Here is a 23,575-nt window from a genome sequence, read left to right as displayed (position 1 = left end):
CTGGCGGCGTCTGCTGGTGCAGCACGGCGCCCGGGCCAGCATGAGCCGGCGGGGTAACTGCTGGGACAATGCGGTGGCCGAACGCTTCTTCCTAAACCTGAAGATGGAGCGCGTCTGGCGACGGGACTATGCCAATCACGGCGAGGCCACCCGGGACATCACCGACTACATCGTCGGCTTCTACAACGAGCGCCGAAGGCACTCGACCCTGGGCTACCTGTCGCCCAACGCCTACGAGCGAAAATGGACAGCCGAAACACCGATCGAGGTGTCCGAAATCACTTGACCACTACAATGTGTGGGAGATGAAGAGAGTGAGCCTTCGAAGCTTGCAGGGGGTGGGTGGTTTTGTGATGGGGTTTGGATTAGCGTGCGGGGAATTGTGAACTGGAGGGGTTGTGATGGATGAGTGGGTCGATCGGCTGGCGGGGTTGGGGACCGCGAGTATTGGGCGTGTGGTTGAAGGCTTGTTGCGCGGGATGGGGTATGTGCTGGTGGATGCGCCGGCGGATGGTCGCGATGTGTGGCAGGAGTATGTGGTGGCCCCGGCACGCGGCGGTGACGATGCGCCGCGCTTGATTGTGGGAGTGGCGCGCGATCGCGACAGCGAGGTGGAGCCGCCGGAGCTGGAGGCCTTTGTCTCGGGGCGCATGGGTAGTGATCGCGGGATGTATGTGAGCCTGGCCGGCTTTGCGCCGGAGGCGCGCGAGCAGGCGGCGGAGCTGGCGATGCCGGTGATTCTGCTGGAGCCGGCTGATCTGGCGGAGCGGTTGCGCAGCCACTGGGGTGCGCTGGATGGCGAGACGCAGGCGCTGGTTGAGGGGCGTGGTTAGCGGTTTGTGTTTTCTTGGTCGAGTGTGAGAAGGGCCTGTCCTGTTGGGATGGGCCCTTTTTTGTTGGGCGGGTTTGGTGCGGTATTCGGGCGTGGGTATCGCCGAGGGGGCTCGGCTCCTACAGGGGCGGGTGTTGGCATGTGGGTGGGTGGTCTTCTGGCTGATGGGGGTTATGTCTAATGCCGCATCGCGCAGGGGGCTGCGCTCCTACAGACGGGTTGTGGTTGGTGTAGGAGGCCAGCCCTCTGGCCGATTTGGGCCTGTCCGGTAGCAGCGTGCGATCAACCGGCGGGCTCCAGGAGGAGGGCGGTCAGCGGCGGCAGGTGGAGGTAGAGCGTGGCGGGGTGGCCGTTGCGCTCGATGGGTTCGGCGTGGGCGTGGGCGGGGCCGCGGGAGTCGCCGCCGTAGGCCTGGGCGTCGGTGTTGAGCACGACGCGCCAGGGGCCGGGGTGCGGCGCGGGGACCGGGTGGGCGCCGCGTTCGATGGGGGTGAGGTTGAGCACGACGATGCGTTCCTGGCCGTGGATGTCGCGGCGCAGGAAGCTGAGGGTGGAGTGCGAGGCGTCGTCGCAGTCCAGCCAGGAGAAGCCGTCGGGTTCGAATTCGCGGCCGTGCAGGGCGGCGTGGTCGCGGTAGACCTGGTTAAGGTCGCGCACGAGCTGCTGCAGGCCCTGGTGCAGCGGGTATTGCAGGACGTACCAGTCCAGTTCGCGGTCCTCGGACCACTCCGGGCCCTGGCCGAATTCCTGGCCCATGAACAGGAGCTTCTTGCCGGGGTAGAGCCACTGCCAGGCATAGAGCAGGCGCAGGTTGGCGTGCTGTTCCCATTCGTTGCCGGGCATGCGGCCGCGCAGGCTGCGTTTGCCGTGCACGACTTCGTCGTGGGAGAAGGGCAGAACGAAGTTCTCGCTGTAGGCGTAGATCTGGCCGAAGGTGAGCTGGTTGTGGTGATAGTGGCGGTAGATCGGGTCCATGCCGAAGTAGGTCAGGGTGTCGTGCATCCAGCCCATGTTCCATTTCATGGTGAAACCGAGTCCGCCCATGGACGGCGGGCGGCTGACGCCCGGCCACGCGGTGGATTCCTCGGCGATCATCACCACGCCCGGGTGCGCGGTCTGCACGGTCTCGTTCAGGTGGCGCAGGAAGTCGATCGCCTCCAGGTTTTCGTTGCCGCCGTGGATGTTGGGCAGCCAGTCGTGCGGTTCGCGGTCGTAGTCGCGATAGAGCATGGAGGCGACCGCGTCCACGCGCAGGCCGTCGAGGTGGAAGTCCTCGACCCAGCACAGGGCGCTGGAGAGCAGGAAGTTGCGCACCTCGGGGCGGGAGTAGTTGAAGATCAGCGTGCCCCAGCCGCGGTGCTCGCCGATGCGCGGATCTTCGTGTTCGTACAGTGCAGTGCCGTCGAAGCGGGCGAGGGCGAATTCGTCGCGCGGGAAGTGGCCGGGCACCCAGTCGAGCAGTACGCCGAGCCCGGCCTGGTGCGCCTGGTCGACGAAGTAGCGGAAATCGTCCGGGTCGCCGAAGCGCGAGGTGGGGGCGAAGAAGCCGGTGCTCTGGTAGCCCCAGGAGCCGTCGAACGGGTGTTCGGTGATCGGCAGCAGCTCGAGATGGGTGAAACCCATGTCGCGGGCATAAGGCACGAGGCGCTCCGCCAGCTCGCGGTAGTTGGGCCACTGGCCCTCGGGGCTGCGCTGCCAGGAGCCGAGATGCACCTCGTAGATGCTCATCGGGCGGTGCTTCCAGCCCTCGGGGTCGCGGTTCTGGAGCCATTCGTCGTCGCCCCAGGTGTAGTCGCTCTGCGGCTGGATGCGCGCGGCCGTCTCCGGGCGCAGCTGGTAGGCGCGGGCGTAGGGGTCGGTGCGGACGTGGATGGTGCCGTGGTCGCGGTTGCGGATCTCGAATTTGTACAGGGTGTCGCGGTCCAGCCCCGGGATGAACAGCTCCCAGATGCCGCTGCCCGGGTGCACGGTCATCGGGTGGCAACGGCCATCCCAGCGGTTGAAGTCGCCGACGACGGAGGCGCGCTCGGCGTTCGGGGCCCAGACGGCGAAGCGCACGCCGTCGATCCCGTCGCGGGTCTCCGGGTGGGCGCCGAGCATGCGGTGGGCGTGCCAGTGCCGGCCTTCGGCGAACAGGTGGCGGTCGAATTCGGGGATGTCCGGGGTGAAGCTCCACGGGTCAACGGCTTGTAATGTCTGCGTGCCACCCTCGGGCTTCCAGCGGAGCGCCGGGTGCGCGGGGAGGGCATTGCCCTTGCCCTGCCAGGTGAAGAGTCCCGGGATTTTGGTACTGGGCGTGAGCGGTTCTTCGGATCCGCCCGAAAGTGTGATCGAGGCCTCGCTGGCGTGCGGCAGCCAGGCACGGTAGCAGGCAGTCTCTTGATCCAGCGCATGAAGGCCCAGGACGCTGTGTGGATCATGGAGGCGCGCCTCCGGCAAACGCGCGAGGGTTTCGGCAACGGGTGTGATGCATTTGCTGGAGGCTGTTGTCATACTCGAATCACGCTCGGTGTTTGATCGGGGTCACAGCCCCGGAGAGGTTTAATGGCAAGGATGGGTGCATGAATCCGCAACCGCAACGTTTTGTTAGTCGTCTGACCCGCGAGACCCTGGCTCTGATCCTCGCCGGTGGGCGCGGATCGCGGCTGAAGCAGCTGACGCTCTGGCGGGCCAAGCCGGCCGTACCGTTCGGCGGCAAGTTCCGCATCATCGACTTTCCACTGTCCAACTGTATCAACTCGGGCATCCGTCAGGTGGCGGTGCTGACGCAGTACAAGGCGCATTCGCTGATCCAGCATATCCAGCGCGGCTGGAGCTTCCTGCGCGGGGAGTTCGGCGAGTTCATCGAGCTGTTGCCGGCGCAGCAGCGCATCGAGACGTCCTGGTACCAGGGTACGGCGGACGCGGTTTACCAGAACATCGACATCATCCGTCAGCACGCGCCAAGTTACGTGCTAATCCTGGCCGGGGACCACATCTACAAGATGGACTACGGCCAGATGATCGCCTTCCACGTGGAGAGCGGGGCGGACATGACGGTGGGCTGCCTGGAGGTGGAGCGTGAACGCGCCAAGGCCTTCGGGGTGATGGGCGTCGATGCCGCGAGCCGCATTACCTCGTTTGCGGAGAAGCCGGATGACCCGGCGAGCATCCCGGGCAAGAGCACCCATTCGCTGGCCTCGATGGGGATCTACGTGATCAACACGCAGTTCCTGTTCGAGCAGCTGATCAAGGACGCGGATGACACCTTCTCCACGCACGATTTCGGCAAGGACATCATCCCCGGCATCATCGATCGCTATCAGGTGATGGCCTACCCGTTCCGCGACGAGCAGGGCGTGCGCCAGGGCTACTGGCGTGATGTCGGCACGATCGACTCCTACTGGCAGGCGAACCTGGAACTGATCGGCGTGACCCCCGAACTGAATCTGTACGACTCCGACTGGCCGATCTGGACGTATCAGGAGCAGCTGCCGCCGGCGAAGTTCGTGTTTGACGACGACGATCGCCGCGGCATGGCGATCGACTCCATGGTGTCGGGGGGTTGCATCATCTCGGGCAGCACGATCCGCCACTCGCTGCTGTTCTCCAACGTGCAGGTGAACGCCGGTTCGACGGTGGAAGACTCGGTGATCCTGCCCAGCGTGAAGGTGGGCGAGGACTGCGTAATCCAGAAGGCGGTGATCGACAAGGGCTGCAGGGTGCCCGACGGGACCCAGATTGGTGTGGACGACGAGGCGGATGCCCGCGACTACTACATATCGCCCGAAGGTGTACGGGTGGTAACCCCCGAGATGCTCGGACAGGCCACGCATCATGTGCGCTAGTACTGCACTGGTGCCGATCCCACCCAAACTCGATGTGGTGCTGTGCTGGCACATGCACCAGCCACAGTACTTCGAGAGCGGCGCGGGTGAATACGCGCTGCCCTGGACGTACCTCCATGCGCTGAAGGACTACACGGACATGGCCGCCCACCTGGAGGCCTGCCCGAAGGCGCGCGCGGTGGTCAATTTTGCGCCAATCCTGCTGGAGCAACTGGCGGACTATGGCGAGCGCCTGGACGCTTGCGTGCGCGAGCGCCAGCTTGTTGGCGACCCGGTGCTCGACCTGTTGCACATGGATGCGGTGCCGACGGACTCTGCGCAGCGCGAGGAGATCCTGCGGGTATGCCTGCGGGCGCATGCCCCGCGCATGATCGAGCCGTTCCCGCTGTTCCAGCGCCTCGCCGATATCGCGCGCAAGGCGATGGAGGAGCCGCTGCTGCTGGGGCATCTGGATGACCGCTTTTTCCAGGATCTGGCTACCTGTTACCACCTGGCCTGGCTGGGCGAGACCATTCGCTGGGCCTATCCCGAGGTGCGCGGCTGGCTGAAGGCGGATACGAACTTCGAACCTGGCATGCGTCAGCGTCTGCTGACGCTGATCCGCGACGAGGTCAAGGGCATCCTGCCGCGCTATCGGGAATTGGCGGAGAGTGGTCGGGTCGAGTTGTCGTTTACCCCGTATGCCCACCCGATCATGCCGCTGATGATTGACCTGGCCTCTGCCCGCGAGGCGATGCCGGAGGTGGAACTGCCCAAGGCCCCCGCCTATCCGGATGGGGAGGCCCGGGTGCGCTGGCACATCGATCGGGGGATCGAGGTCTTCGAGAAGCATTTTGGCTTCCGCCCGCGCGGGTGCTGGCCCTCCGAGGGCAGCCTGAGCGAGGCGACCATACGCCTGCTGGACGAATACAAGCTGTGCTGGACGGCCAGCGGCCAGACGGTGCTCGCCAACAGCCTGGCGGCGGCGGGCGAGACGGCCGAGTCCAACACCGGCTCCGCCGAAGAGGAAGGCTGGCTGCACCGCCCCTATCAACTGCAGGGCAGTGACATCGAACTGTTTTTCCGTGACGACGGGCTGTCCGATGCGATCGGGTTTCGCTATGCCGACTGGCATGCGGACGACGCGGTGGGGGACTTCATCCACCACCTGGAGAACATCGCCGCCGTTTCGCCCCAGGGTGGGGTGGTCTCGGTGATCCTGGATGGCGAGAACGCCTGGGAGTACTACCCCGAGAACGGTTATCACTTCCTCAATGCGCTGTACGAGCGCCTGGCGCAGCATGCCACACTGAATCTTTGCACCTTTGCCGACGTCTGCCGGCGCAGCGGCAAGGATCGCGATCGTGGCGAGCTGCCAGGGCTGGTCGCGGGCAGTTGGGTATACGGGACGTTCTCCACCTGGATCGGCGACCCCGACAAGAACCGGGGCTGGGACAGCCTGATCGCGGCCCGCAAGGCGGTAGACCAGGCCGTGGCCGAGGACCCCTCGCTGGATACACCGGAACTGCGCGAGCAACTGGCCATCTGCGAAGGGTCGGACTGGTGCTGGTGGTTCGGGGCGTATAACCCGGCCGGTTCGGTCAGTGACTTCGAGCAGCTTTATCGTCGACATCTGGCGCGGCTTTATCAGCTTGCCAACCTCACGGTCCCCGAATCGCTGGGCGAGGTGCTCTCGGTCGGCGGGGGTGATCCGTCCGCGGGCGGCACGATGCGCAAGGGGCAGGGCGACTGATGGTCGGCGAGGGCCATGCCAACCCGCTGATGCAGCGCCGGCGGGCGGGCGTGCTGCTTCATCCCACCTCCCTGCCCGGCAGCGAGCCGGTCGGGACGCTCGGCGGCGAGGCCTACGCCTTTCTCGACTGGGCTCGTCGGGCAGGCTTCACGCTGTGGCAGATCCTGCCGCTACACCCCCCGCATGAGGATGGCTCGCCCTACGCGTGCATCTCCGCCTTTGCGGGTGATGCGCGCCTGATCGATCCCCGGTTGCTGGCCGAGCGGGTTGGGCTGTCGGCGGACAGCGGCACCGGGGAGGCCATGCTGGCCCGGGCGCATGCCCGATTGAATGACACCCCGGCCGTCTGGCGAGAGGCCTATCAGCGGTTCTGTCAGGAGCAGGGGCCGGTCTGGCTGGACGACTACGCCCGCTTCGTGGTGATCCGCGCACGCGAGCAGGATCGGCCCTGGTGGGAGTGGGACCCGGTGCTGCGCGACCGCGACCCGGACGCGATGGAGCGGATCGAGGACGAGGCGCGCGACGAGCTGGAGCGGGTGCGCTTCGCCCAGTTCGTGTTCTTTGACCAGTGGCAGGACCTGCGTCGTCAGGCGAAGGATCTGGATATCCTCATCCTGGGCGATATGCCGATCTTCGTGGCGCACGACTCGGCCGATGTCTGGGCTCATCGTGACCTGTTCGCCCTGGACGAGACGGGCCATCCGGTCACCGTCGCCGGTGTTCCTCCGGACTACTTCTCCGAGACCGGGCAGCGCTGGGGCAACCCCCAGTACCACTGGGACCGGCTGGAGGCCACCGGCTACCGCTGGTGGGTCGACCGCATGCGCTGGGCATTGGAAACCCTGGATGCCGTCCGCATCGACCATTTCCGTGGCTTCGAGGCGAGCTGGGGGATCCCGGCCGAGGAACCGGACGCGACCAATGGCCGCTGGGTGCCGGGCCCGGGCGAGCCGTTCTTTCGCCGCCTGGAAGACGAGCTGGGCACGCTGCCGCTGCTGGCCGAGGATCTCGGGGTGATCACGCCTGAAGTCACCGCGCTGCGCGAACACTTCGACCTGCCGGGTATGCGTATCCTGCAGTTCGCCTTCGAGGGTGGCGAGGACAACCCGTACCTGCCGAACAACCACAACGAGGCCAGCGCCGTCTACACCGGCACGCACGATAACGACACCACGCTGGGCTGGTTTCAATCGCTCGCCCCCGAGATGCAGGAGCACGTGATCAACACCCTGAACGAGGGCGGGGCCGAGGAGATCCCGTGGCCGTTGATCCGCGCCGCCTACCGCTCCGTGGCACAGCTGGCCATCCTGCCGATGCAGGACGCACTCGGCCTGGACAACCGGGCCCGCATGAACCGCCCCGGCACCATGGATGACGGCAACTGGCGCTGGCGCTTCTCCTGGAAGCAGGTGCCCGAGGACCGCGCCGCCGAACTGCAGGCCCTGGCGCGCGAAACGGACCGCCTGTAGCGACTTCCCGCCCGCCATTGCCAGCCCGCCCCACATCCCGGAGAATGCCGGCCACCGGAGGGGTGGCAGAGCGGTTGAATGCACCGGTCTTGAAAACCGGCAGGGATTCACGTCCCTCGTGGGTTCAACAAGGCGGCGCAGCCGCCGCAGGACGTCGCCGCGAGCGGCGACGCCCGAAGGGTGAGGGCGCGAGCCCGAATCAATCCCACCCCCGGGCGCCCGCAGGGCGCCGTGCGCGTACCCGGGCGCCATCATTGCCAGCTTGCCCCGTATCCCGGAGAATGCCGGCCACCGGAGGGGTGGCAGAGCGGTTGAATGCACCGGTCTTGAAAACCGGCAGGGATTCACGTCCCTCGTGGGTTCAAATCCCACCCCCTCCGCCATTTCCCAGGTGTTTCAAGCTTGTACGCGCCAGCCCGCCGCGGGATCGAGTGCGACACTCGTAGGGTGCGGTTGAGCACCGCGAAACGCACCATCCCCTGCGCCGAGCGAAACCCCGATGCGATTCGCTATGCTCATCGCATCCTACGGTGCTGCGGCGGGTTTACTCTCTTGGTAACTGTTCTCCCTTGACGCGGAACCCCGCTGGACGTAATCTTGCCGCCGTTCTGGGCGGTTAGCTCAGCGGTAGAGCACTGCCTTCACACGGCAGGGGTCACTAGTTCGAACCTAGTACCGCCCACCAGAAAATGACGCAAAAAAGGCGACCCACGGATTCCGGGGTCGCCTTTTTTGTGCGCAGGGGCTTCGCGGGCAAGCCCGCCCCCACAAGTCCCCCTCAAGATACTTCCCACAGGCTTCGGTTTCGAATTCCAGAAGGCTGGGGCCAGACGTGCGAAAGGGGCCACTTGGGCCCCTTTGCTTGAATCTGGCGGAGAGGGAGGGATTACGGCGACGTTGTCGCCGCCCTACGGGCCGCCTCCGCTGCGCTGCGGCGTTCCGATGTCGCGATGCGCCATCGGTCGAACCATCGTTTCGGATTCCTCGGGTTCGAATCCCGGAACGCTGGGGCTAGAAATGCAAAAGGGGCCACGCAGGCCCCCATGCTGAATCTGGCGGAGAGGGAGGGATTACTCGGCACGATGTGCCTCGCCCTGCGGGCCGTCGCCTGAGGCGACGTTCGGGTGCCGCTTCGCGTCACCCGTCGAACCATCATTTTCTATCCCTCGGGTTCGAATCTCGACACCTTAGGGGACAGACATGCGAAAGGGGCCACTTGGGCCCCCTTGCTTGAATCTGGCGGAGAGGGAGGGATTCGAACCCTCGGTACTCGCGAGAGTACAACGGTTTTCGAGACCGCCCCGTTCGACCACTCCGGCACCTCTCCGAATTGTTGCACCGTGCGGGGTCGAGCCGCGACGGCGGAGCGAATCCTAGCAGATTCGGAGGCCGTTGCGGTAGCGCGTCAGGGCATCAGGCGGGTGACGTGCCAGCCATTGTCCGTCCGGTGGTACTGGAAGCGGTCGTGCAGGCGGCCGGCGCGCCCCTGCCAGAACTCGAACAGCTCGGGCTGCAGGCGGTAGCCGATCCAGGCGGGATCGCGGGGGATCGCGCCTTCGGGGTACTGCGTTTCCAGCGTCTGGACACGGGCCTCGAGCTCGGCGCGCGTGCCGATGGGCTGGCTCTGGATGGAGGCCGCTGCAGCCAGCTGGCTGGCGCGCGGCCGCTGGGCGAAGTATTCGTCCGCGGCCTCGCCGGGCAGGGCGGTTACGCTGCCTTCGACGCGGATCTGGCGCTCGGTCTCGGGCCAGTAGAACAGGAGTGCGGCGCGCGGATTCTCGGTGAGGTCCTGACCCTTGCGGCTGCGGGAGTCGGTGTACCAGCAGAGGTCTTCGCCCTCCACGTGCTTGAGCAGAACCGTGCGCGCGGAGGGCTGGCCGTCGGCGTCGGCCGTGGCGAGGATCATCGCGGTGGGGTCCGGGTTTCCGGCTTCGCGCGCGTCGACCAGCCAGCGGTCCAGCAGGGTCAGGGGATTGTCGAGCAGGTCGCGGCGGTGGAGCTCGCCCTGGGTGTAGTCGCGGCGGGTGTGGCGGTGGTCGGTGGTGCTCATCGGGTCTCCCGGAGGCCTTTGTGTCCATAATAAAGGCTGCTATCGCGAACGGCACGGGAAATTTGCGGTGGCTTTGTTGTCACAGGGACAGTACACGACCTGTGTGCCCCATACAGCAAGGAGCGGATGATGGCTGGAGCGAAGATCGCGGCAGTGGAGCCCAAGGGTGTCGAGCTCAAGAAGGGGGAGGAGTACTACTTCTGCCGCTGCGGGCGATCCAAGGATCAGCCATTTTGCGACGGCTCGCACGAGGGTACGGGGCTGGAGCCCATCGCCTTTACTCCCGAGGAAGACGGCGAGGCGTTTCTCTGCCAGTGCAAGCAGTCGGGTGATCTGCCGTACTGCGATGGGACGCACCAGCAGTTCGACGAGGACGATATCGGCACGGAGCCGGAGGCGGACAAGGGTTCCAGCGAGGATGATAGTGACGGTGCACCGGACCCGCGTAACACGGAGACCGAGCCGCATGTCGAACTGATCCATCGCATGGCCCGTTCGGGTCTGGACGAGGTGGGCCACTACGGGCCGACAGTGGCGATGGGTGTGCCGCGCAGCCGGCTCCCGATCTGGGACGACCTGCAGTTGCTGGCGGCGCAGTTGGCGAGTCGGCCGTTGCCGGATGGCGCTCCGGTCGAGACGGGGCTGGTGATCGGGCCGGAGGCGAAGCGGCCGCTGCAGCTGGATATCCCGATGCTGGTATCGGACATGAGCTTTGGCGCGCTTTCGCGCGAGGCGAAGATTGCGCTGGCACGCGGGGCCGAGCAGGCCGGGACGGGAATCTGTTCCGGCGAGGGCGGGATGCTGGATGCTGAACAGGCGGAGAACTCGCGCTATCTGTTCGAGCTGGGGCCGGCGCGGTTTGGCTATTCCGACGAGGTGTTGGAGAAGGTGCAGGCCTTTCATTTCAAGGCCGGCCAGGCGGCCAAGACCGGTGTGGGTGGCGTGCTGCCCGGGGCGAAGGTGAGTGACGAGATCGCCCGGGTGCGGGGGATCGACGCGGGGCAGGACGCCATCTCGCCAGCCAGCCTGGACGGGTTCGAGACGCCTGCGGATTATCGCCGTTTTGCCGACGAGGTACGGGAGAAGACCGGGGGCATCCCCGTTGGCTTCAAGCTGTCGGCCAATCATATCGAGGCGGATCTGGCCTTTGCCCTGGAGGCGGGGGCGGACTACGTGATCCTGGACGGTCGCGGTGGCGGGACCGGGGCCTCGCCTGCGCTGCTGCGCGACCACATCAGTGTGCCCACGATCCCCGCCCTGGGCCGCGCGCGGCGATTCCTGGACGCCAATGGCGCCAGTGGCCGGGTCACGCTGCTGGTGACGGGCGGGCTGCGCACGCCGGCGGACTTTGTGAAAGCCCTGGCGCTGGGGGCGGACGGTATTGCGCTGGCGAATGCCGCGATCCAGGCGGTGGGCTGCGTGGGTGCGCGGATCTGCCACACGAATCGCTGCCCGTCCGGTGTGGCGACACAGGACCCGAAGCTGCGTGCGCGGCTGGATCCCCAGGAGGGTGGGGAGCGGCTGGGCCGCTTTCTGCAGGCCTCGAGCGAGCTGATGTGCGTACTGGCGCGGGCTTGCGGCCACAACCGTCTGGAGGACTTCGGCCCGAACGACCTGACGACGTTCGACCGCGAGCTGGCGGAACTGGCCGGCATTCAGTATGCGGGGGTGTATCCGAAGTCCTGACAGGGAGCACCCCGGCTGGCACGATGGGCCGCGTTAGCATGCGTTATCGCGGGGCATCGGCAGGCTGCGTAGCATCGCGGGTTTTGGAACGGAGTTCCGTATGTTCTTCCCCGATGTTCGCGCGAGCCATGATCGCTGCATGCGAACCGATGCCTTCCTGCGCCATTTCCGGCTGTTGTTGATGGCGGCGGACCCGCGGATCCCCGAGGTATTTGGCGACAGCGAACCCACGCACCAGGAGCATATCCTCAACGAGTCGGTGCTGGCGGCGCTGGATTTTGCCGAGCGTCGCAGCGACGGCCGGGCTCCGGTGCACACCATGGCCATGGTGCACGGCGCACATGGCCGTGTGCCCGTCGCGCCCGCGCTGAACGATTGCTGGGTCGAAGCCCTGATCGAGGCCGCCCGGGATACCGACCCCGAGTGGCAAGACGAACTGGCCTCGCGCTGGCGCGCGGCGACGGCGCCGACGGTGGATCTGTTTGCCCAGTTGCACTGGGTGGACGCGACGGCTGCCAGGGAAGCTTGATCTGGCTCAATCGCTCGGTCTCCGAGAGGCTCTATCCTTGCGTCTTCTTATGGCCCAGGGATAGTCATGAATTTCTCCGACGTGCACCAGAGCTACGGGCGATGCCGCCGGGCGGGCGACTTCGTTACACGTTTCTACGAACACTTCCTCCAGGCCGACCCACGGGTGAAGACCGCGTTTGGCTCGACGGATCTCTCGCAGCAAAAACGTGCACTCGGGCAGGCCATCTCGACGGCAATCAGCTATGCCGAGGGCGAGAGCTTCGTGGCTTCCACCATGGAGCGCATGGGCCAGGTCCATTCCCGCGAAGGGCGTGTACCCGTGGAGCCGGATCTGTACCCGATCTGGCTGGACTGCATGGTGCGCACGGCTGCCGAGATCGATCCGCGCTGGGAGCCGGATCTGGAACAGCGCTGGCGCGGTGCGATGCAGCCGGCGATTGATCTGTTTGTAAAGCTTTACTGAGGCTGGCCGTACTCGATGAGATTTCGGCCCCGCAAGCGCCGGGGCCGTTTGATTTGGCGGCGTTTCCGGCGTGTAATGCGCGGGTTTGAATCCACCGGCCCCGCGCCGGGAGCCCGAGCCCATGTCCGCTGTCCCTGATTTCCCGCCTTCGCTGTTTGCGCACAAGCCCTATTGGGCCAAGCGCTTCGGTACGGCCCCGTTTCTGCCGACCACCCGCGAGGAGATGGACGACCTCGGCTGGGACAGCTGCGACATCGTGCTGGTCACGGGGGACGCCTATGTTGACCACCCGAGCTTCGGCATGGCGATCATCGGGCGGCTGCTGGAGGCACAGGGCTTTCGCGTCGGCATCATCGCGCAGCCGGACTGGACCTCCGCCGAGCCGTTTCGCGCGCTGGGCCGCCCCAATCTGTTCTTCGGCGTCACTGCCGGCAACATGGACTCGATGGTCAACCACTACACGGCTGACCGGAAGATCCGCTCCAACGACGCCTATACCCCCGGGGATGTACACGGCCACCGGCCGGACCGTGCCGTGATTGTCTACGCCCAGCGCGCCCGCGAGGCGTACAAGGACGTGCCGGTGGCCGCCGGCGGCATCGAGGCGAGCCTGCGCCGCATCGCCCACTACGACTACTGGCAGGACAAGGTGCGCCGCTCGGTGCTGCTGGATGCGCGTGCCGACATCCTGCTGTTCGGCAATGCCGAGCGCGCCCTGGTCGAGCTGGCCCATCGCGTGGCCGCCGGCGAGCACCCGCGGGAGATCACCGACCTGCGGGGTACGGCGTTCCTGCGCGATGCGGTGCCGGGCGGCTATGTGGAGCTGGACTCCAGCGAAGTGGATACCCCGGGCCCGGTGGATTCCAACCCCGACCCCTACGCGATGGTCTCGCCGTCGACCTGTGCCGAGGCCGACACGAAGCAGGAATCGAAAGGTGCCGCCGAGGAGGGGGGCGCTCAGGTCGTTCGCTTCCACCGCGACATCCCGCGCGGGACCCCGCGAGACCAGACGGTCATCCGCATCCCGGCCTTTGAACAGGTCAAGGGCGATTCTGTGCTGTACGCCCATGCCTCCCGCGTGCTGCATCTGGAGACCAACCCGGGCAATGCCCGCGCCATCGTCCAGCGCCATGGCGACAAGGAGGTCTGGCTGAACCCGCCGCCGATCCCGCTGACCACCGCGGAGATGGATGCGGTGTTCGACCTGCCGTATGCGCGTGCGCCGCATCCCTCTTATGGCGATGCGCGTATCCCGGCCTGGGAGATGATCCGCTTCTCGGTGAACATCATGCGGGGCTGCTTTGGCGGCTGTACGTTCTGCTCGATCACCGAGCACGAGGGCCGCATCATCCAGAGCCGCTCCGAGGAGAGCGTGCTCAAGGAGATCGAGGAGATCCGCGACAAGGTCGACGGCTTTACTGGCGTGGTCTCCGATCTCGGCGGGCCGACCGCGAACATGTACCGTCTGGCCTGCAAGGACCCGGAGATCGAGCGCAGCTGCCGCCGGCTGTCCTGTGTCTATCCCGGGATCTGCAAGAACCTCGATACCGACCACACGCCGCTGGTGAACCTCTACCGCAAGGCACGGGCGCTGCCCGGGATCAAGAAGATCCTGATTGCCTCGGGCCTGCGCTACGACCTGGCCGTGGAATCACCGGAGTACGTGAAGGAACTGGTTACCCATCATGTGGGAGGTTACCTGAAGATTGCGCCGGAACATACGGAATCCGGGCCGCTTTCTCGCATGATGAAGCCGGGCATGGGCGCCTACGACCGCTTCAAGGCGATGTTCGAGAAATACTCGAAGCAGGCGGGCAAGGAGCAGTACCTGATCCCGTATTTCATCGCCGCGCACCCGGGCACGTCGGACGAGGACATGCTGAACCTCGCGCTGTGGCTCAAGCGGCACAACTTCCGCGCCGACCAGGTGCAGGCCTTCCTGCCCAGCCCGATGGCGCTCGCGACCGCAATGTGGCACTCCGGGCGGGACCCGTTGCGCGGCATCAAGCGCAAGGCGGGGGACCGGGTGCCGGTCGCGCGCGGCGCACGGGCGCGGCGCCTGCACAAGGCGTTCCTGCGCTACCACGATCCGAACAACTGGCCGCTGCTGCGCGATGCGCTCAAGCGCATGGGCCGCGCGGATCTGATCGGCAATGGCAAGCAACACCTGATCCCCACCTGGCAGCCCGCCGGCACCGGCAAGGGCACCGGTGGTGCGAGGGCGGCCACCGGCGGCCGTGTGACCCGCGGCGGCAAGGCCCTGCAGAAACGCGGCCAGACCTTCCAGACCCAGCACAAGGGCGTGGAGACCGCCGCCCGCCCGGCCGGGCCCGGGCCGAAGAAGGGCCCGCCCCGGGCCAAATCCCGCCCGGGCAAGCGCCGCCCGCAGCGTCCGTAGAGCTCCACCTCCGCTACCTGAATTGCGTAGGAGGCCAGCCCTCTGGCCGATGGGGCATGTCCGACACCCGATCGGCCAGGGGGCTGGCCTCCTACAGGGGGTGATGGCCGGGCCGGGGAAATGCGCTTATTCTGGCCGTTGGGGGTGTCCACCCTTGCCATCCTGCCGCCATGACCCGCGGTCCTAGTCATCGTGTTGCTCTGCCTCCCTGGCATCCCGGATAGCCGCTGCACGGTTGTTGGGGCGCCGGGAGAAGCAATGTCTTGTAGGAGGCCAGCCCTCTGGCCGATGGGGTCTGTCCGGCATCCAATCGGCCAGAGGGCTGGCCTCCTACAGGGGGGGCGCCCCGGGTTGTCAGGGGCGGTGGTTAGCCCTCCTGGGGCTGGCGGTGCGGGCGGGGTGCCGGCTCGGGTACGTGGCCTTCCAGCGACAGGTGCAGGCCGGTGTGTTCCGGGTCGGTGGTGTCGAGGAGGTAGAGGTACGGGCCGACGACGTCTTCCGGGCGCGGTAGTTTCTCGGCGTTCTCGGCGGGGTAGTGGCCGGCGCGGAAGCGCGAGCGCACGGGGCCGGTATCGATGCCGTTCACATGGATGAAGTGCTTCTCGTTGCGGTGCTCGCGCGCGAGGATGTCGATCATCGCGTCCTGCGCGGCCTTGGCCATGCCGAACGCACCCCAGAAGGCCTTGCGGCAGTCCTGGGTGGAAACGACCAGGCTGCCGTGCGGGCTGTCTTCCAGCAGCGGGAGCACGGCCTGAGAGAGGAAGAACGGGCCGTGCAGGTTGCTGTTGATGACCTTGAACCACAGCTCGGGGTCGTATCCCTTCATCGGCGTCAGCGTCCCGGCCCAGCCGGCGTGCAGCACCAGCCCGTCCAGGCGCCCGAGGGAGTCGCGGATGTTCTCGGCGAGGTCGCCGTAGTCCTTGACCGTGGCGCCCTCCAGGTTGAGCGGATAGATCGCCGGCTGCGGGTGGCCTTCCTGCTCGATCAGGTCGTAGGTCTTCTCCAGCCCCTTGATGTCCTTGTCCAGCAGCACGACGACCGCGCCTGCCGCCGCGCAGGCCTGCGCGATCGCACGTCCGATGCCCGCGGCCGCGCCGGTCACCAGGACCACGCGGTCGTTGAAGGCGCCCGGTTCCGGGCGATAGTCCAGCAGGGCGGGGATGTCGAGATCGGTCAAGGCAGCGTCTCCAGTAGCTTGTGGGCTGATTCTAATCCAGACCGCACGGCGGCTTCGAGGGTCGAGGGCAGGCCCGGCGTCACATAGTCGCCAGCCAGGAACAGTCCGGGCCAGGGGGTGCCGGCCACCGGGCGCAGTGCGTCCAGATCGACGCGGGCATCGATCGTGGCGCGTCTCTCGCACACGACATGACCGGTCTGGGGGATTCCCAGTTCGGGGAAGGTCCGTTCCAGTTCTTCCGCGACGCGACGCCAGCGCTCCTCCGCCGTCATCGCCGGCAGGTCGTCCGCGGTGGAGATCACGACGGCCAGCCAGTGCGGCTCGCCGGCCACCCGGCGGGGAATGAGCCATTGTCCGTGCTGGTCGATGAGCCCCTGTAGCGGCGGGCGTTCCAGGATCGGGCCGGGGTAGCGCAGGTACACCGTGCAGATGCTGCGCTCGCCCATGGCCACCAGGGCCCGATGGTGGGGTTGCAGCTCGGGGGCCTCGGGCAGGAGTCGGGCAGCCGCGCTGGGCGCGGTGGCGAGGATCACCGCGTTGGCATGGGTGACGCGATGGTTGCGGTCGCGGAGCTGGTAGCGGGCCTCCGTGCCCCCGGATTCGATGGCCACAATGCGCCGCCCGGTCTCGATCGTGGCGCCGCGTTCGCGCAGTTCGCGCAGGGCCGGTTCCGGGTACAGCGATCCCAGTGGCCGGGTCGGGATGAGCAGCCGGGCGTCGTCCGGCCCGTGGTTGAGGGCCAGACGCAGCACGTTCTGGAAGATCTGTGCCGAGGCGCTGCGGGTCGGCGTGTTCATGACTGCGAGGCACAGCGGTTCCCAGAGCTGGCGGATCAGCGTGTCCGGCTGATGCCGCGCCTGCAGCCATTCGAGTACGTCGAGGTCCTCGTCCAGCGGCCGATGCAGGATCGAGGCCGCCCCCAAAAGGGCCGGGAGGCGCCTGTGCAGCGCGGTGCCCGCGAGGCTTTGCCACAGGCCCCTGGCGAGGGCGGGCAGGCGTGGCGACCGGGGCTCCAGGCCAAAGGCCGGATGAGGGCGGCCCGGCGCATGCATGCGCAGTCCGAACGGCAGGGCCGCAAAGGCGCGCTCCGGGTCGGTGCCGACCGAGCGCAGTTGTTCCAGGGTGGCGTGACAGGCGCCGACCAGCACGTGCTGGCCGTTGTCCAGTTCGGCGCCATCGCGGTTCAGGCTGCGGGCCCGCCCGCCCGCGGTGGCGGCGGCCTCGATCAGGTGGACCGCGATGCCGGCCCGGGCCAGGGTCAGCGCGGCGGTCAGACCGGCCCAGCCGGCGCCGAGCACGACGACCGGATGCGATGCGGGAACGGCAGCCATGGGGCGGGCCGGTCAGCCCGCGCGGCGGTAGTCGCGCTTCAGTCGGCGCGCAGTGCGCCAGGCGATCCAGAGCTTGCGGATCGGGGTCAGCCGCACGCGGTGCTCCAGCACGCGATAGCCATCGTCCTGGATCTCGTCGAGCAGGGTGCGGTAGATCGCGGCCATGATCAGGCCCGGGCGCTGGGCGTAGCGGTCCTCGGCGGGCAGGTGCTCCTCCGCGCGCTGATAGTAGCGGCGGGCCCGTTCGGCCTGCTCGGCGAACAGGGCGCGGTGGCGGTCGTCTGTAACGTTAAGCTGGAATTCCTCGGGCTTTACGCCGTGCTTTTTCAGCTCGTCCAGCGGGATGTAGACCCGGCCGCGCATCGCGTCTTCGTGGACGTCGCGCAGGATGTTGGTCAGCTGCAGGGCCATCCCCAGGTCATGCGCGTATTTCAGCGTGCGCCGGTCCGAGAAGCCGAAGATATGGGCGGACAGGATCCCGACCACACTGGCCGCGCGGTAGCAGTACAGCGACAGCGTGGTGAAGTCGGGATAGCTGTCGTAGTCGAGATCCATCTGCATGCCGTCGATGATCTCGTCGAAATACTCGCGGCTGAGATCGAACGGCGCCAGATGCGGTTGCAGGGCCTGGGTGATCGGGTGGCGCGGCTGATGGTCGAACAGACGCTCGATCTCCTCGCGCCACCACTGGAGCTTGGTGCGCGCCACGCTCTCCTCGCTGACCTCGTCGACGATGTCGTCCACCTCGCGGCAGAACGCGTACAGCGCGGTGATCGCACGGCGCCGGTCGGGCTCCAGGAACCGGAATGCGTAGTAGAAGCTGGAGCCGCTCTTCGCGGCCTTCTCCTCGCAATATTCGTCGGGGGACATACGCGCTCGGGATCGGGGTTCCGTCTTGGGACGGCAAGGCTAGCACAGCAGGGCCGGGATGCGGATGGCGGCGGTGATCGAAGCCACGTTTGACATACATCAACCGTACCCGGCTGGAGGCCGCGTAGGGTGGGGGTGTCAGGGTGGCGCAAGGGCCCGCCCTCCCGTTGCGGAGAGTCGTATGGAACAACGTCTGGTATTCGATCCCGAGGTGCTGCGCCGCTATGACGTGAGCGGGCCTCGTTATACGTCCTACCCAACGGCTCCGCAGTTCCATGAGGGGTTTGACGCGCAGGCCTATGCGCGGGTGGCGCGGGCGACGAATGCCGAAGGTGCAGCGCGCCCGTTGTCGCTCTACGTCCACGTGCCCTTCTGCGACACGGTGTGTTTCTACTGTGCCTGCAACAAGGTGATTACCGGCAATTATCGGCGCGCGACGAGCTATCTCGACTCGTTGGAGCAGGAGATCGCCCTGCAGGGCGGGCTGTTCGATCGCGATCGGCCGGTGCGCCAGCTGCACTTCGGGGGCGGGACGCCGACGTATCTGTCCGACGAGGACCTGACCCGGGTCATGAAGGCCCTGGGCCGGCATTTCACGCTGGAGACCGGTCCGGAGCGGGAATTCTCGATCGAGATTGATCCCCGTGCCGTACGCCCCGGCACCCTGCCGCTCCTGGCGTCGCTGGGCTTCAACCGCATCAGTGTCGGGGTGCAGGATGTCGATCCGGCCGTGCAGAAGGCCGTCAACCGCATCCAGCCGTTCGAGGTCACCGAGCAGGCGGTACGCCAGGCGCGCGAGCAAGGCTTTACCTCCACCAACCTGGACCTGATCTACGGGCTGCCCCTGCAGACGGTCGACACGTTCTCCGCGACACTGGACCGCGTGCTGGAACTGCGCCCGGAACGGCTGGCCGTGTACAACTACGCGCACCTGCCGGAGCTGTTCAAGACGCAGCGCCAGATCCGCGACGGCGACCTCCCGCCGGCCACGGAGCGGCTCGCGATCCTTGAGATGACCATCCAGCGACTGACCGACGCGGGGTATGTGTACATCGGCATGGATCACTTTGCGCTGCCCGATGACGAACTCGCGATCGCCCAGCGCGCGGGCACACTGCAGCGAAACTTCCAGGGCTACTCGACGCGCGCGGAGTACGACCTCGTGGCACTGGGGCCGACCGCCATTGGCAAGGTCGGGGACAGCTACAGCCAGAATCTGCGCGAGGTCGATGCCTATCAGGAACGGCTGGCATCCGGCCGGCTGCCCGTGTTCCGCGGCCTGGAGCTGAGCGCGGATGACCGCCTGCGGCGCGCCGTGATCAGCGAGTTGATGTGTCACTCGAGGGTCGATTTCGGCGGCATCGAGGCCGCATTCGGCATCGACTTCCGGGAGACCTTTGGCGATGCCCTGGACCGTCTGGCCGAGATGGAGGCCGACGGCCTCGTCACCATCGGCAGCGACTGCCTGGAGGTCCAGCCACGCGGCCGGCTCCTGCTCCGCAACATCGCCATGGCCTTCGACGCCTACCTGAACCGCGAAGCGCAGCGCCGCTACTCCAAGGTCGTCTAGCTTGTGTTACGCCTGCGGCGGCGGGGGCGCAGGCTGTGGGCGAGGATGATCCAGGCGTCGCGGGTGCGCAGGCGTGGGCGGGCGAATACGTCGTCCTGCTGGCGCAGGCGCCAGAGTACGCGGGCGCCGCCGTTGATGATTGCGCGGATCTCCAGGCCCATGCGTCCGCGCAGCATGCCGCCGAGCGGTGCCCCGGCGCGCAGCAGGCGATCGGCGCGTGCGTACTGGAACTGCATCAGGTTGCGTAACTGAAAGGTCGTCTGGCCGCCCGTGATCATCTCCTCGCTGACGCCGTACTGTGCCATCTCGTTCTGCGGCAGGTAGATCCGGTTGTTCTCGGTGATGTCCTGGTGCAGATCCTGATAAAAGTTGATCAGTTGCAGGGCCGAGCAGACCGCGTCGGAGTAGCCAATCATCTCCTCGGTCGGGTTGCCGTCGAGGTACAGCATCAGCCGCCCGACCGGGTTGGCGGAGCGGCGGCAGTACTCCATGACCTCGCCAAAGGTCGCGTAGCGCTTCTGTTCCAGGTCCTGGATGAAGGCGTCGACCAGATCGACGAACGGGGCGGCGGGCAGGCTGAAACGCTGCCGCGCATCGGCCAGCGCGATCCATTCCGGCTCGGATTCCGCGGCCGGGTCTTCGAGGATCTGCACGCGTTCCTGCATGGCGATCAGGTCGGCACGCCGCTCGTCGACCGGGCGCTGGTCCTCGTCGGCGAGGTCGTCGGCATCGCGAGCGAAGCAGTAGATCGCGGCGACCGGCCCGCGCAGGCGCGCGGGCAGCAGCCAGGAGGCGACCGGGAAGTTCTCGTAGTGCTCCGCCGCACGGCGCTGGCAGTGGCGGTACGCGGCGCGGATGTCGGGGCGGCCCGCCATGCGGCTCAGTCCCGCGAGCCCGTGTCCGGAGCGGTGTCGCCGTCCGGGTTGTCGTCCGGGAGGTTCGCGTCGACGGGCTGGCGGGCGTGATTGTTCAGGGTATCCGGCGCCTCCGGGTTCTTGCGCGCGCGGATACCCAGCTCCTGGAACCGTCGGGCGCTCGGCATGACCTGGCGCTCCAGGCTGCCTATGGTTTTGTTGAAGGCGTCGGTGCTCTGGTCCAGCGCCTTGCCGAGGCGCGCCAGGTGTTCGGTCATGGTGCCCAGGCGGTGGGAGAGCTCCGCCCCGAGATCACGAATCTCCAGCGCGTGCTCGGTGAGCTGCGCCTGTTGCCAGCCGTACTCGACCGTGCGCAGCAGGGCGATCAGCGTGCTCGGGGTCGCGAGCAAAACCTGGCGTTCCAGGGCGTATTCCAGGAGACCGGGTTCGTGTTCCAGCGCGGCGGCCAGGAACGGGTCGCCGGGCAGGAACAGGACGGCGAACTCGGGGGATTGCTCGACGCTGGCCCAGTACTGCTTGCTGGAGAGCTCGGTGACGCGCGAGCGCAAGTGCTGGGCATGACGCTTGAAGGCCGCTGCGCGCGGTTCCGGGTCGGCCGCGGCGACGGCGTCGAGATAGGCATCCAGCGGTGTCTTGGCATCCACGACCAGGGCGCGATTGCCGGGCATGTGCACCAGCAGGTCCGGGCGTTGGCGGCCGCCGTCGCCGTCCAGCGGCGGCTGTTCGGTGAAGTCGCAGTGCGCCGAGAGGCCGGCCAGCTCCACCGCGCGCTTGAGGGTGAGCTCGCCCCAGCGCCCACGCACGCCGGGACGTGACAGGGCCTGCACCAGGTTGTGGGCCTCACGCTGGAGCGTGGCGTTGTCCGAGCTCAGGCGCTGGATCTGTTCATTCAGTGCGGCGAAGGCCTGTGCCCGCGAGCGCTCCATCGCGTTGATCTCGGCCTCGGTCTTGCCCAGCGTCTCGCGGATGGGCTTGAGCATCGCCTCGACCTTGTTCTCCGAGCGCTCGATCTCGTTCTGACCTTCGCTGAGCTTCTGCGACAGGATTGACTGGGCCAGGCGCAGGAACTGGTTGGAGTTGGCCTCCAGCGCCTCGCTGGCGAGCGCCGAGAAGGAGCGGTCGAGTTCCTGGCGCGCGGTCTCGAAGCTCTGGCGCAGGTCCTCGCGGCGCTGTTCCGCGGCTTCGAGCTCGGCCTCCAGGCGGGCATTGCGCGTCTGCAGATCGCCTACGCGGCGATTCAGGCGCAGTCCGGCCAGGGCATAGCCGAGCACGAGGCCGACCAGGAGGGTCGCCCCGAGCGCGGTCCAGGCGGTGAGGGGGAGTGCGGTCAGCTCGCCAGCCATTGCGGGCCTGCCTTGGCCTGGTGCCAGTCCCAGAAGTCGCCCGGTTGATCGAGGGCGCCATCGGCGCCCCAGCGGTCCGGGTCCTGGGTGGCGTCGATGTAGCCCCAGCGCGCGATCAGCGTGGCCATGCCGGCGGCGCGACCGGCCGCGATATCGCGTTCGGCGTCACCCCAGTAGCAATGTTGTTCGGGCGGGAGCCCCGTCTGGCGTGCGGCCAGCCACATGGGCTCGGGAGCCGGTTTGCGTTGCGGGAGGGTGTCGCCGCTGACGATCGCGGCCAGCCGGGGCGTCAGGCCCAGGGCCTCCAGGAGCGGTTCGGTTAGCCAGGCGGGCTTGTTGGTCACCACACCAAGCGGCCAGCCGCGCTGCTCGCAGGCGTCCAGCACCTGGTCCAGCCCGGGGAAGAGGCTGGTGTCGATGCACAGGTCGCGGGCGTAGATCTCGAGGTAGCGCTGCTTGAGGGCCTCGCGGCGCGCACCCTCGACATCCGGAAAGCCCAGCTGCACAAGGGCCTGGGACCCGTGCGAGACGTGATTGCGCACGGCGTTGAAGGGCAGCGGCGGGCGATCGTTCTCGGCCAGCAGCACGGTGAGCGCGGCGTGCATGTCCGGGGCCGTGTCGAGCAGGGTCCCGTCCAGGTCGAACAGGACCCCGCGGATTTCGCGGCTCATGGGGTCTCGCTGTCGCTGTCCGGGCGGCGCGCGGCCATCAGGTAGTTGACGTCCGTGCGCGGGGCCAGCCGATAGCGGCCGGACAGTGGCGAGTAGGTAAGCCCCGTCATGTCGACGACTTCGAAACGGTGCTTGCGCAGGACCGCGCCCAGCTCCGAGGGGCGGATAAAGCGGCTGAACTCGTGCGTGCCGGTGGGCAGCAGTCGCAGCACGTATTCGGCGCCGACGATCGCCTCGGCGAACGCGCGGGGGGTGCGGTTGATGGTCGAGAGGAACAGCCAGCCACCCGGGCGTACCAGCTGGACCAGGGCGTCGATGACCGCCTCGGGATCGGGCACGTGTTCCAGCATCTCCAGGCAGGTGACCACGTCGTAGTCGCCCGCATGATGCTCGGCATGGGCCTCGGCGGTGGTGTGCAGGTAGTGGATCTCCAGCCCGGAGTCGTGTGCGTGCTCGCGCGCGACCTCCAGGTGTTCGGCCCCGGCATCCAGTGCGGTCACCTGTGCACCGCGCACCGCCATCGCCTCGGACAGGATGCCCGCGCCACAGCCGACATCCAGCACCTTCTTGCCGGCCAGATCGGCGTGCTGGTCGATCCATTCCAGACGCAGGGGGTTGATCGCGTGGAGGGTGGCAAAGGCACCGTTCGGGTCCCACCACTCGTGTGCCCGATGCGTGAACTTGTGCAGTTCGGCGTGATCGACGTTGTCGCCAGTGCTGCTTTGGGATTCGCGGGTCATGGTTATCTCG

At 67.2% G+C, this 23,575-nt stretch carries 19 protein-coding genes, 3 tRNA genes and 1 other RNA gene; 12 read left to right on the top strand and 11 right to left on the bottom strand.

Annotated elements, in window-relative coordinates; translation table 11 throughout:
• Together F466_RS0112305 and F466_RS0112300 are read left to right on the top strand one after the other, a co-directional pair.
• A partial coding sequence (locus F466_RS0112305; RefSeq protein WP_018994257.1) for an integrase core domain-containing protein occupies positions 1–286 on the top strand: 286 nt, incomplete at its 5' end.
• Positions 287–401: 115 nt separating this feature from the next.
• A complete protein-coding gene (locus F466_RS0112300) occupies positions 402–833 on the top strand; it encodes a restriction endonuclease (RefSeq protein ID WP_018994256.1) in 432 nt (143 codons plus the stop codon).
• Between the two features lie 281 nt (positions 834–1,114).
• On the opposite strand, the gene glgB is transcribed toward F466_RS0112300, so the two are convergent.
• Positions 1,115–3,325, bottom strand: coding sequence for a 1,4-alpha-glucan branching protein GlgB (glgB, locus tag F466_RS0112295; protein ID WP_026296463.1), 2,211 nt, complete (start codon positions 3,323–3,325; stop codon positions 1,115–1,117).
• A gap of 68 nt (positions 3,326–3,393) precedes the next feature.
• Between glgB and glgC the strand changes: the two genes are divergently transcribed.
• The 5 genes from glgC (at position 3,394) to F466_RS0112270 (ending at position 8,545) form a co-directional block, all read left to right on the top strand.
• Positions 3,394–4,659: a glucose-1-phosphate adenylyltransferase gene (gene glgC, locus F466_RS0112290; protein ID WP_018139590.1), complete on the top strand. Its 1,266-nt coding sequence runs from the start codon at positions 3,394–3,396 to the stop codon at positions 4,657–4,659.
• Between the two features lie 52 nt (positions 4,660–4,711).
• Complete coding sequence (locus F466_RS0112285; protein WP_156820971.1) at positions 4,712–6,391, top strand: glycoside hydrolase family 57 protein; 1,680 nt, start codon at positions 4,712–4,714, stop codon at positions 6,389–6,391.
• Positions 6,391–7,860: a 4-alpha-glucanotransferase gene (gene malQ, locus F466_RS0112280; protein WP_018139592.1), complete on the top strand. Its 1,470-nt coding sequence runs from the start codon at positions 6,391–6,393 to the stop codon at positions 7,858–7,860. The genes F466_RS0112285 and malQ overlap by 1 nt, the downstream gene beginning before the upstream one ends.
• Before the next feature lie 293 nt (positions 7,861–8,153).
• Positions 8,154–8,243, top strand: a tRNA-Ser gene (locus F466_RS0112275).
• 227 nt (positions 8,244–8,470) lie between these two features.
• Positions 8,471–8,545, top strand: a tRNA-Val gene (locus tag F466_RS0112270).
• 368 nt (positions 8,546–8,913) lie between these two features.
• Here F466_RS0112270 and F466_RS13570 read toward each other — a convergent pair.
• From F466_RS13570 to pdxH, 3 genes are all read right to left on the bottom strand, one after another.
• Positions 8,914–9,044: non-coding RNA, RtT sRNA (locus tag F466_RS13570), on the bottom strand.
• A 53-nt stretch (positions 9,045–9,097) separates the two neighbouring features.
• Positions 9,098–9,187, bottom strand: a tRNA-Ser gene (locus F466_RS0112265).
• Between the two features lie 78 nt (positions 9,188–9,265).
• The gene (gene pdxH / locus F466_RS0112260) at positions 9,266–9,910 is read right to left on the bottom strand and encodes a pyridoxamine 5'-phosphate oxidase (protein ID WP_018994253.1); all 645 of its coding nucleotides are present in this window, start codon (positions 9,908–9,910) and stop codon (positions 9,266–9,268) included.
• 129 nt (positions 9,911–10,039) lie between these two features.
• On the opposite strand from pdxH, the gene F466_RS0112255 reads away from it, so the two are divergent.
• From F466_RS0112255 to F466_RS0112240, 4 genes are all read left to right on the top strand, one after another.
• The gene (locus F466_RS0112255; protein ID WP_018994252.1) at positions 10,040–11,596 is read left to right on the top strand and encodes a glutamate synthase-related protein; all 1,557 of its coding nucleotides are present in this window, start codon (positions 10,040–10,042) and stop codon (positions 11,594–11,596) included.
• A gap of 100 nt (positions 11,597–11,696) precedes the next feature.
• Positions 11,697–12,125, top strand: a complete 429-nt coding sequence (locus tag F466_RS0112250; protein ID WP_018139595.1) for a hypothetical protein — start codon at positions 11,697–11,699, stop codon at positions 12,123–12,125.
• Between the two features lie 66 nt (positions 12,126–12,191).
• The gene (locus F466_RS0112245) at positions 12,192–12,590 is read left to right on the top strand and encodes a globin (RefSeq protein WP_018994251.1); all 399 of its coding nucleotides are present in this window, start codon (positions 12,192–12,194) and stop codon (positions 12,588–12,590) included.
• Positions 12,591–12,711: 121 nt separating this feature from the next.
• Positions 12,712–14,988 (top strand): YgiQ family radical SAM protein, encoded by a 2,277-nt coding sequence (locus tag F466_RS0112240; RefSeq protein ID WP_018994250.1) that lies wholly within the window; start codon positions 12,712–12,714, stop codon positions 14,986–14,988.
• Between the two features lie 367 nt (positions 14,989–15,355).
• Here the strand turns inward: F466_RS0112240 and F466_RS0112235 are convergent, their stop codons facing one another.
• Genes F466_RS0112235 through hpnD form a run of 3 tightly spaced genes read right to left on the bottom strand, consistent with a single transcriptional unit; the run spans position 15,356 to position 18,366 of the window.
• Positions 15,356–16,165: an SDR family NAD(P)-dependent oxidoreductase gene (locus tag F466_RS0112235; RefSeq protein ID WP_018139598.1), complete on the bottom strand. Its 810-nt coding sequence runs from the start codon at positions 16,163–16,165 to the stop codon at positions 15,356–15,358.
• On the bottom strand, positions 16,162–17,496 hold the full coding sequence (gene hpnE / locus F466_RS0112230; protein WP_026296461.1) for a hydroxysqualene dehydroxylase HpnE: 1,335 nt from the start codon (positions 17,494–17,496) through the stop codon (positions 16,162–16,164). Before hpnE ends, F466_RS0112235 begins: the two co-directional genes overlap by 4 nt.
• 12 nt (positions 17,497–17,508) lie before the next feature.
• Complete coding sequence (gene hpnD / locus F466_RS0112225; RefSeq protein WP_018139600.1) at positions 17,509–18,366, bottom strand: presqualene diphosphate synthase HpnD; 858 nt, start codon at positions 18,364–18,366, stop codon at positions 17,509–17,511.
• Between the two features lie 181 nt (positions 18,367–18,547).
• Here hpnD and hemN point away from each other — a divergent pair, with 181 nt between their 5' ends.
• The gene (gene hemN / locus F466_RS0112220; RefSeq protein WP_018994248.1) at positions 18,548–19,936 is read left to right on the top strand and encodes an oxygen-independent coproporphyrinogen III oxidase; all 1,389 of its coding nucleotides are present in this window, start codon (positions 18,548–18,550) and stop codon (positions 19,934–19,936) included.
• Here hemN and hpnC read toward each other — a convergent pair.
• The 4 genes from hpnC to ubiG are packed head-to-tail and all read right to left on the bottom strand — an operon-like array spanning position 19,933 to position 23,565.
• Positions 19,933–20,811 (bottom strand): squalene synthase HpnC, encoded by an 879-nt coding sequence (gene hpnC / locus F466_RS0112215; protein WP_018994247.1) that lies wholly within the window; start codon positions 20,809–20,811, stop codon positions 19,933–19,935. The two genes, hemN and hpnC, sit on opposite strands and share 4 nt — an antisense overlap.
• 5 nt (positions 20,812–20,816) lie before the next feature.
• Positions 20,817–22,154, bottom strand: a complete 1,338-nt coding sequence (gene rmuC, locus F466_RS0112210) for a DNA recombination protein RmuC (protein ID WP_018994246.1) — start codon at positions 22,152–22,154, stop codon at positions 20,817–20,819.
• Positions 22,139–22,825: a phosphoglycolate phosphatase gene (gene gph / locus F466_RS0112205; protein WP_018139604.1), complete on the bottom strand. Its 687-nt coding sequence runs from the start codon at positions 22,823–22,825 to the stop codon at positions 22,139–22,141. The genes rmuC and gph overlap by 16 nt, the downstream gene beginning before the upstream one ends.
• A complete protein-coding gene (gene ubiG, locus F466_RS0112200) occupies positions 22,822–23,565 on the bottom strand; it encodes a bifunctional 2-polyprenyl-6-hydroxyphenol methylase/3-demethylubiquinol 3-O-methyltransferase UbiG (RefSeq protein ID WP_018139605.1) in 744 nt (247 codons plus the stop codon). The genes gph and ubiG overlap by 4 nt, the downstream gene beginning before the upstream one ends.
• Between the last annotated feature and the right edge of the window lie 10 nt (positions 23,566–23,575).

Source organism: Thioalkalivibrio sp. ALgr1, assembly GCF_000378285.1.
GTDB lineage: Bacteria > Pseudomonadota > Gammaproteobacteria > Ectothiorhodospirales > Ectothiorhodospiraceae > Thioalkalivibrio.
The sequence above is the reverse complement of the archived record's forward strand: the minus strand, read 5'-3'. Positions and strand labels throughout refer to the sequence as shown.

Excerpts from the sequence above, each read along its gene's own strand:
- F466_RS0112300 (WP_018994256.1), top strand. The coding sequence starts at position 402 with ATGGATGAGTGGGTCGATCGGCTGGCGGGGTTGGGGACCGCGAGTATT.
- glgB (WP_026296463.1), bottom strand. The coding sequence starts at position 3,325 with ATGACAACAGCCTCCAGCAAATGCATCACACCCGTTGCCGAAACCCTC.
- glgC (WP_018139590.1), top strand. The coding sequence starts at position 3,394 with ATGAATCCGCAACCGCAACGTTTTGTTAGTCGTCTGACCCGCGAGACC.
- F466_RS0112285 (WP_156820971.1), top strand. The coding sequence starts at position 4,712 with ATGCACCAGCCACAGTACTTCGAGAGCGGCGCGGGTGAATACGCGCTG.
- malQ (WP_018139592.1), top strand. The coding sequence starts at position 6,391 with ATGGTCGGCGAGGGCCATGCCAACCCGCTGATGCAGCGCCGGCGGGCG.
- pdxH (WP_018994253.1), bottom strand. The coding sequence starts at position 9,910 with ATGAGCACCACCGACCACCGCCACACCCGCCGCGACTACACCCAGGGC.
- F466_RS0112255 (WP_018994252.1), top strand. The coding sequence starts at position 10,040 with ATGGCTGGAGCGAAGATCGCGGCAGTGGAGCCCAAGGGTGTCGAGCTC.
- F466_RS0112250 (WP_018139595.1), top strand. The coding sequence starts at position 11,697 with ATGTTCTTCCCCGATGTTCGCGCGAGCCATGATCGCTGCATGCGAACC.
- F466_RS0112245 (WP_018994251.1), top strand. The coding sequence starts at position 12,192 with ATGAATTTCTCCGACGTGCACCAGAGCTACGGGCGATGCCGCCGGGCG.
- F466_RS0112240 (WP_018994250.1), top strand. The coding sequence starts at position 12,712 with ATGTCCGCTGTCCCTGATTTCCCGCCTTCGCTGTTTGCGCACAAGCCC.
- hpnE (WP_026296461.1), bottom strand. The coding sequence starts at position 17,496 with ATGGCTGCCGTTCCCGCATCGCATCCGGTCGTCGTGCTCGGCGCCGGC.
- hpnD (WP_018139600.1), bottom strand. The coding sequence starts at position 18,366 with ATGTCCCCCGACGAATATTGCGAGGAGAAGGCCGCGAAGAGCGGCTCC.
- hemN (WP_018994248.1), top strand. The coding sequence starts at position 18,548 with ATGGAACAACGTCTGGTATTCGATCCCGAGGTGCTGCGCCGCTATGAC.
- hpnC (WP_018994247.1), bottom strand. The coding sequence starts at position 20,811 with ATGGCGGGCCGCCCCGACATCCGCGCCGCGTACCGCCACTGCCAGCGC.
- rmuC (WP_018994246.1), bottom strand. The coding sequence starts at position 22,154 with ATGGCTGGCGAGCTGACCGCACTCCCCCTCACCGCCTGGACCGCGCTC.
- gph (WP_018139604.1), bottom strand. The coding sequence starts at position 22,825 with ATGAGCCGCGAAATCCGCGGGGTCCTGTTCGACCTGGACGGGACCCTG.
- ubiG (WP_018139605.1), bottom strand. The coding sequence starts at position 23,565 with ATGACCCGCGAATCCCAAAGCAGCACTGGCGACAACGTCGATCACGCC.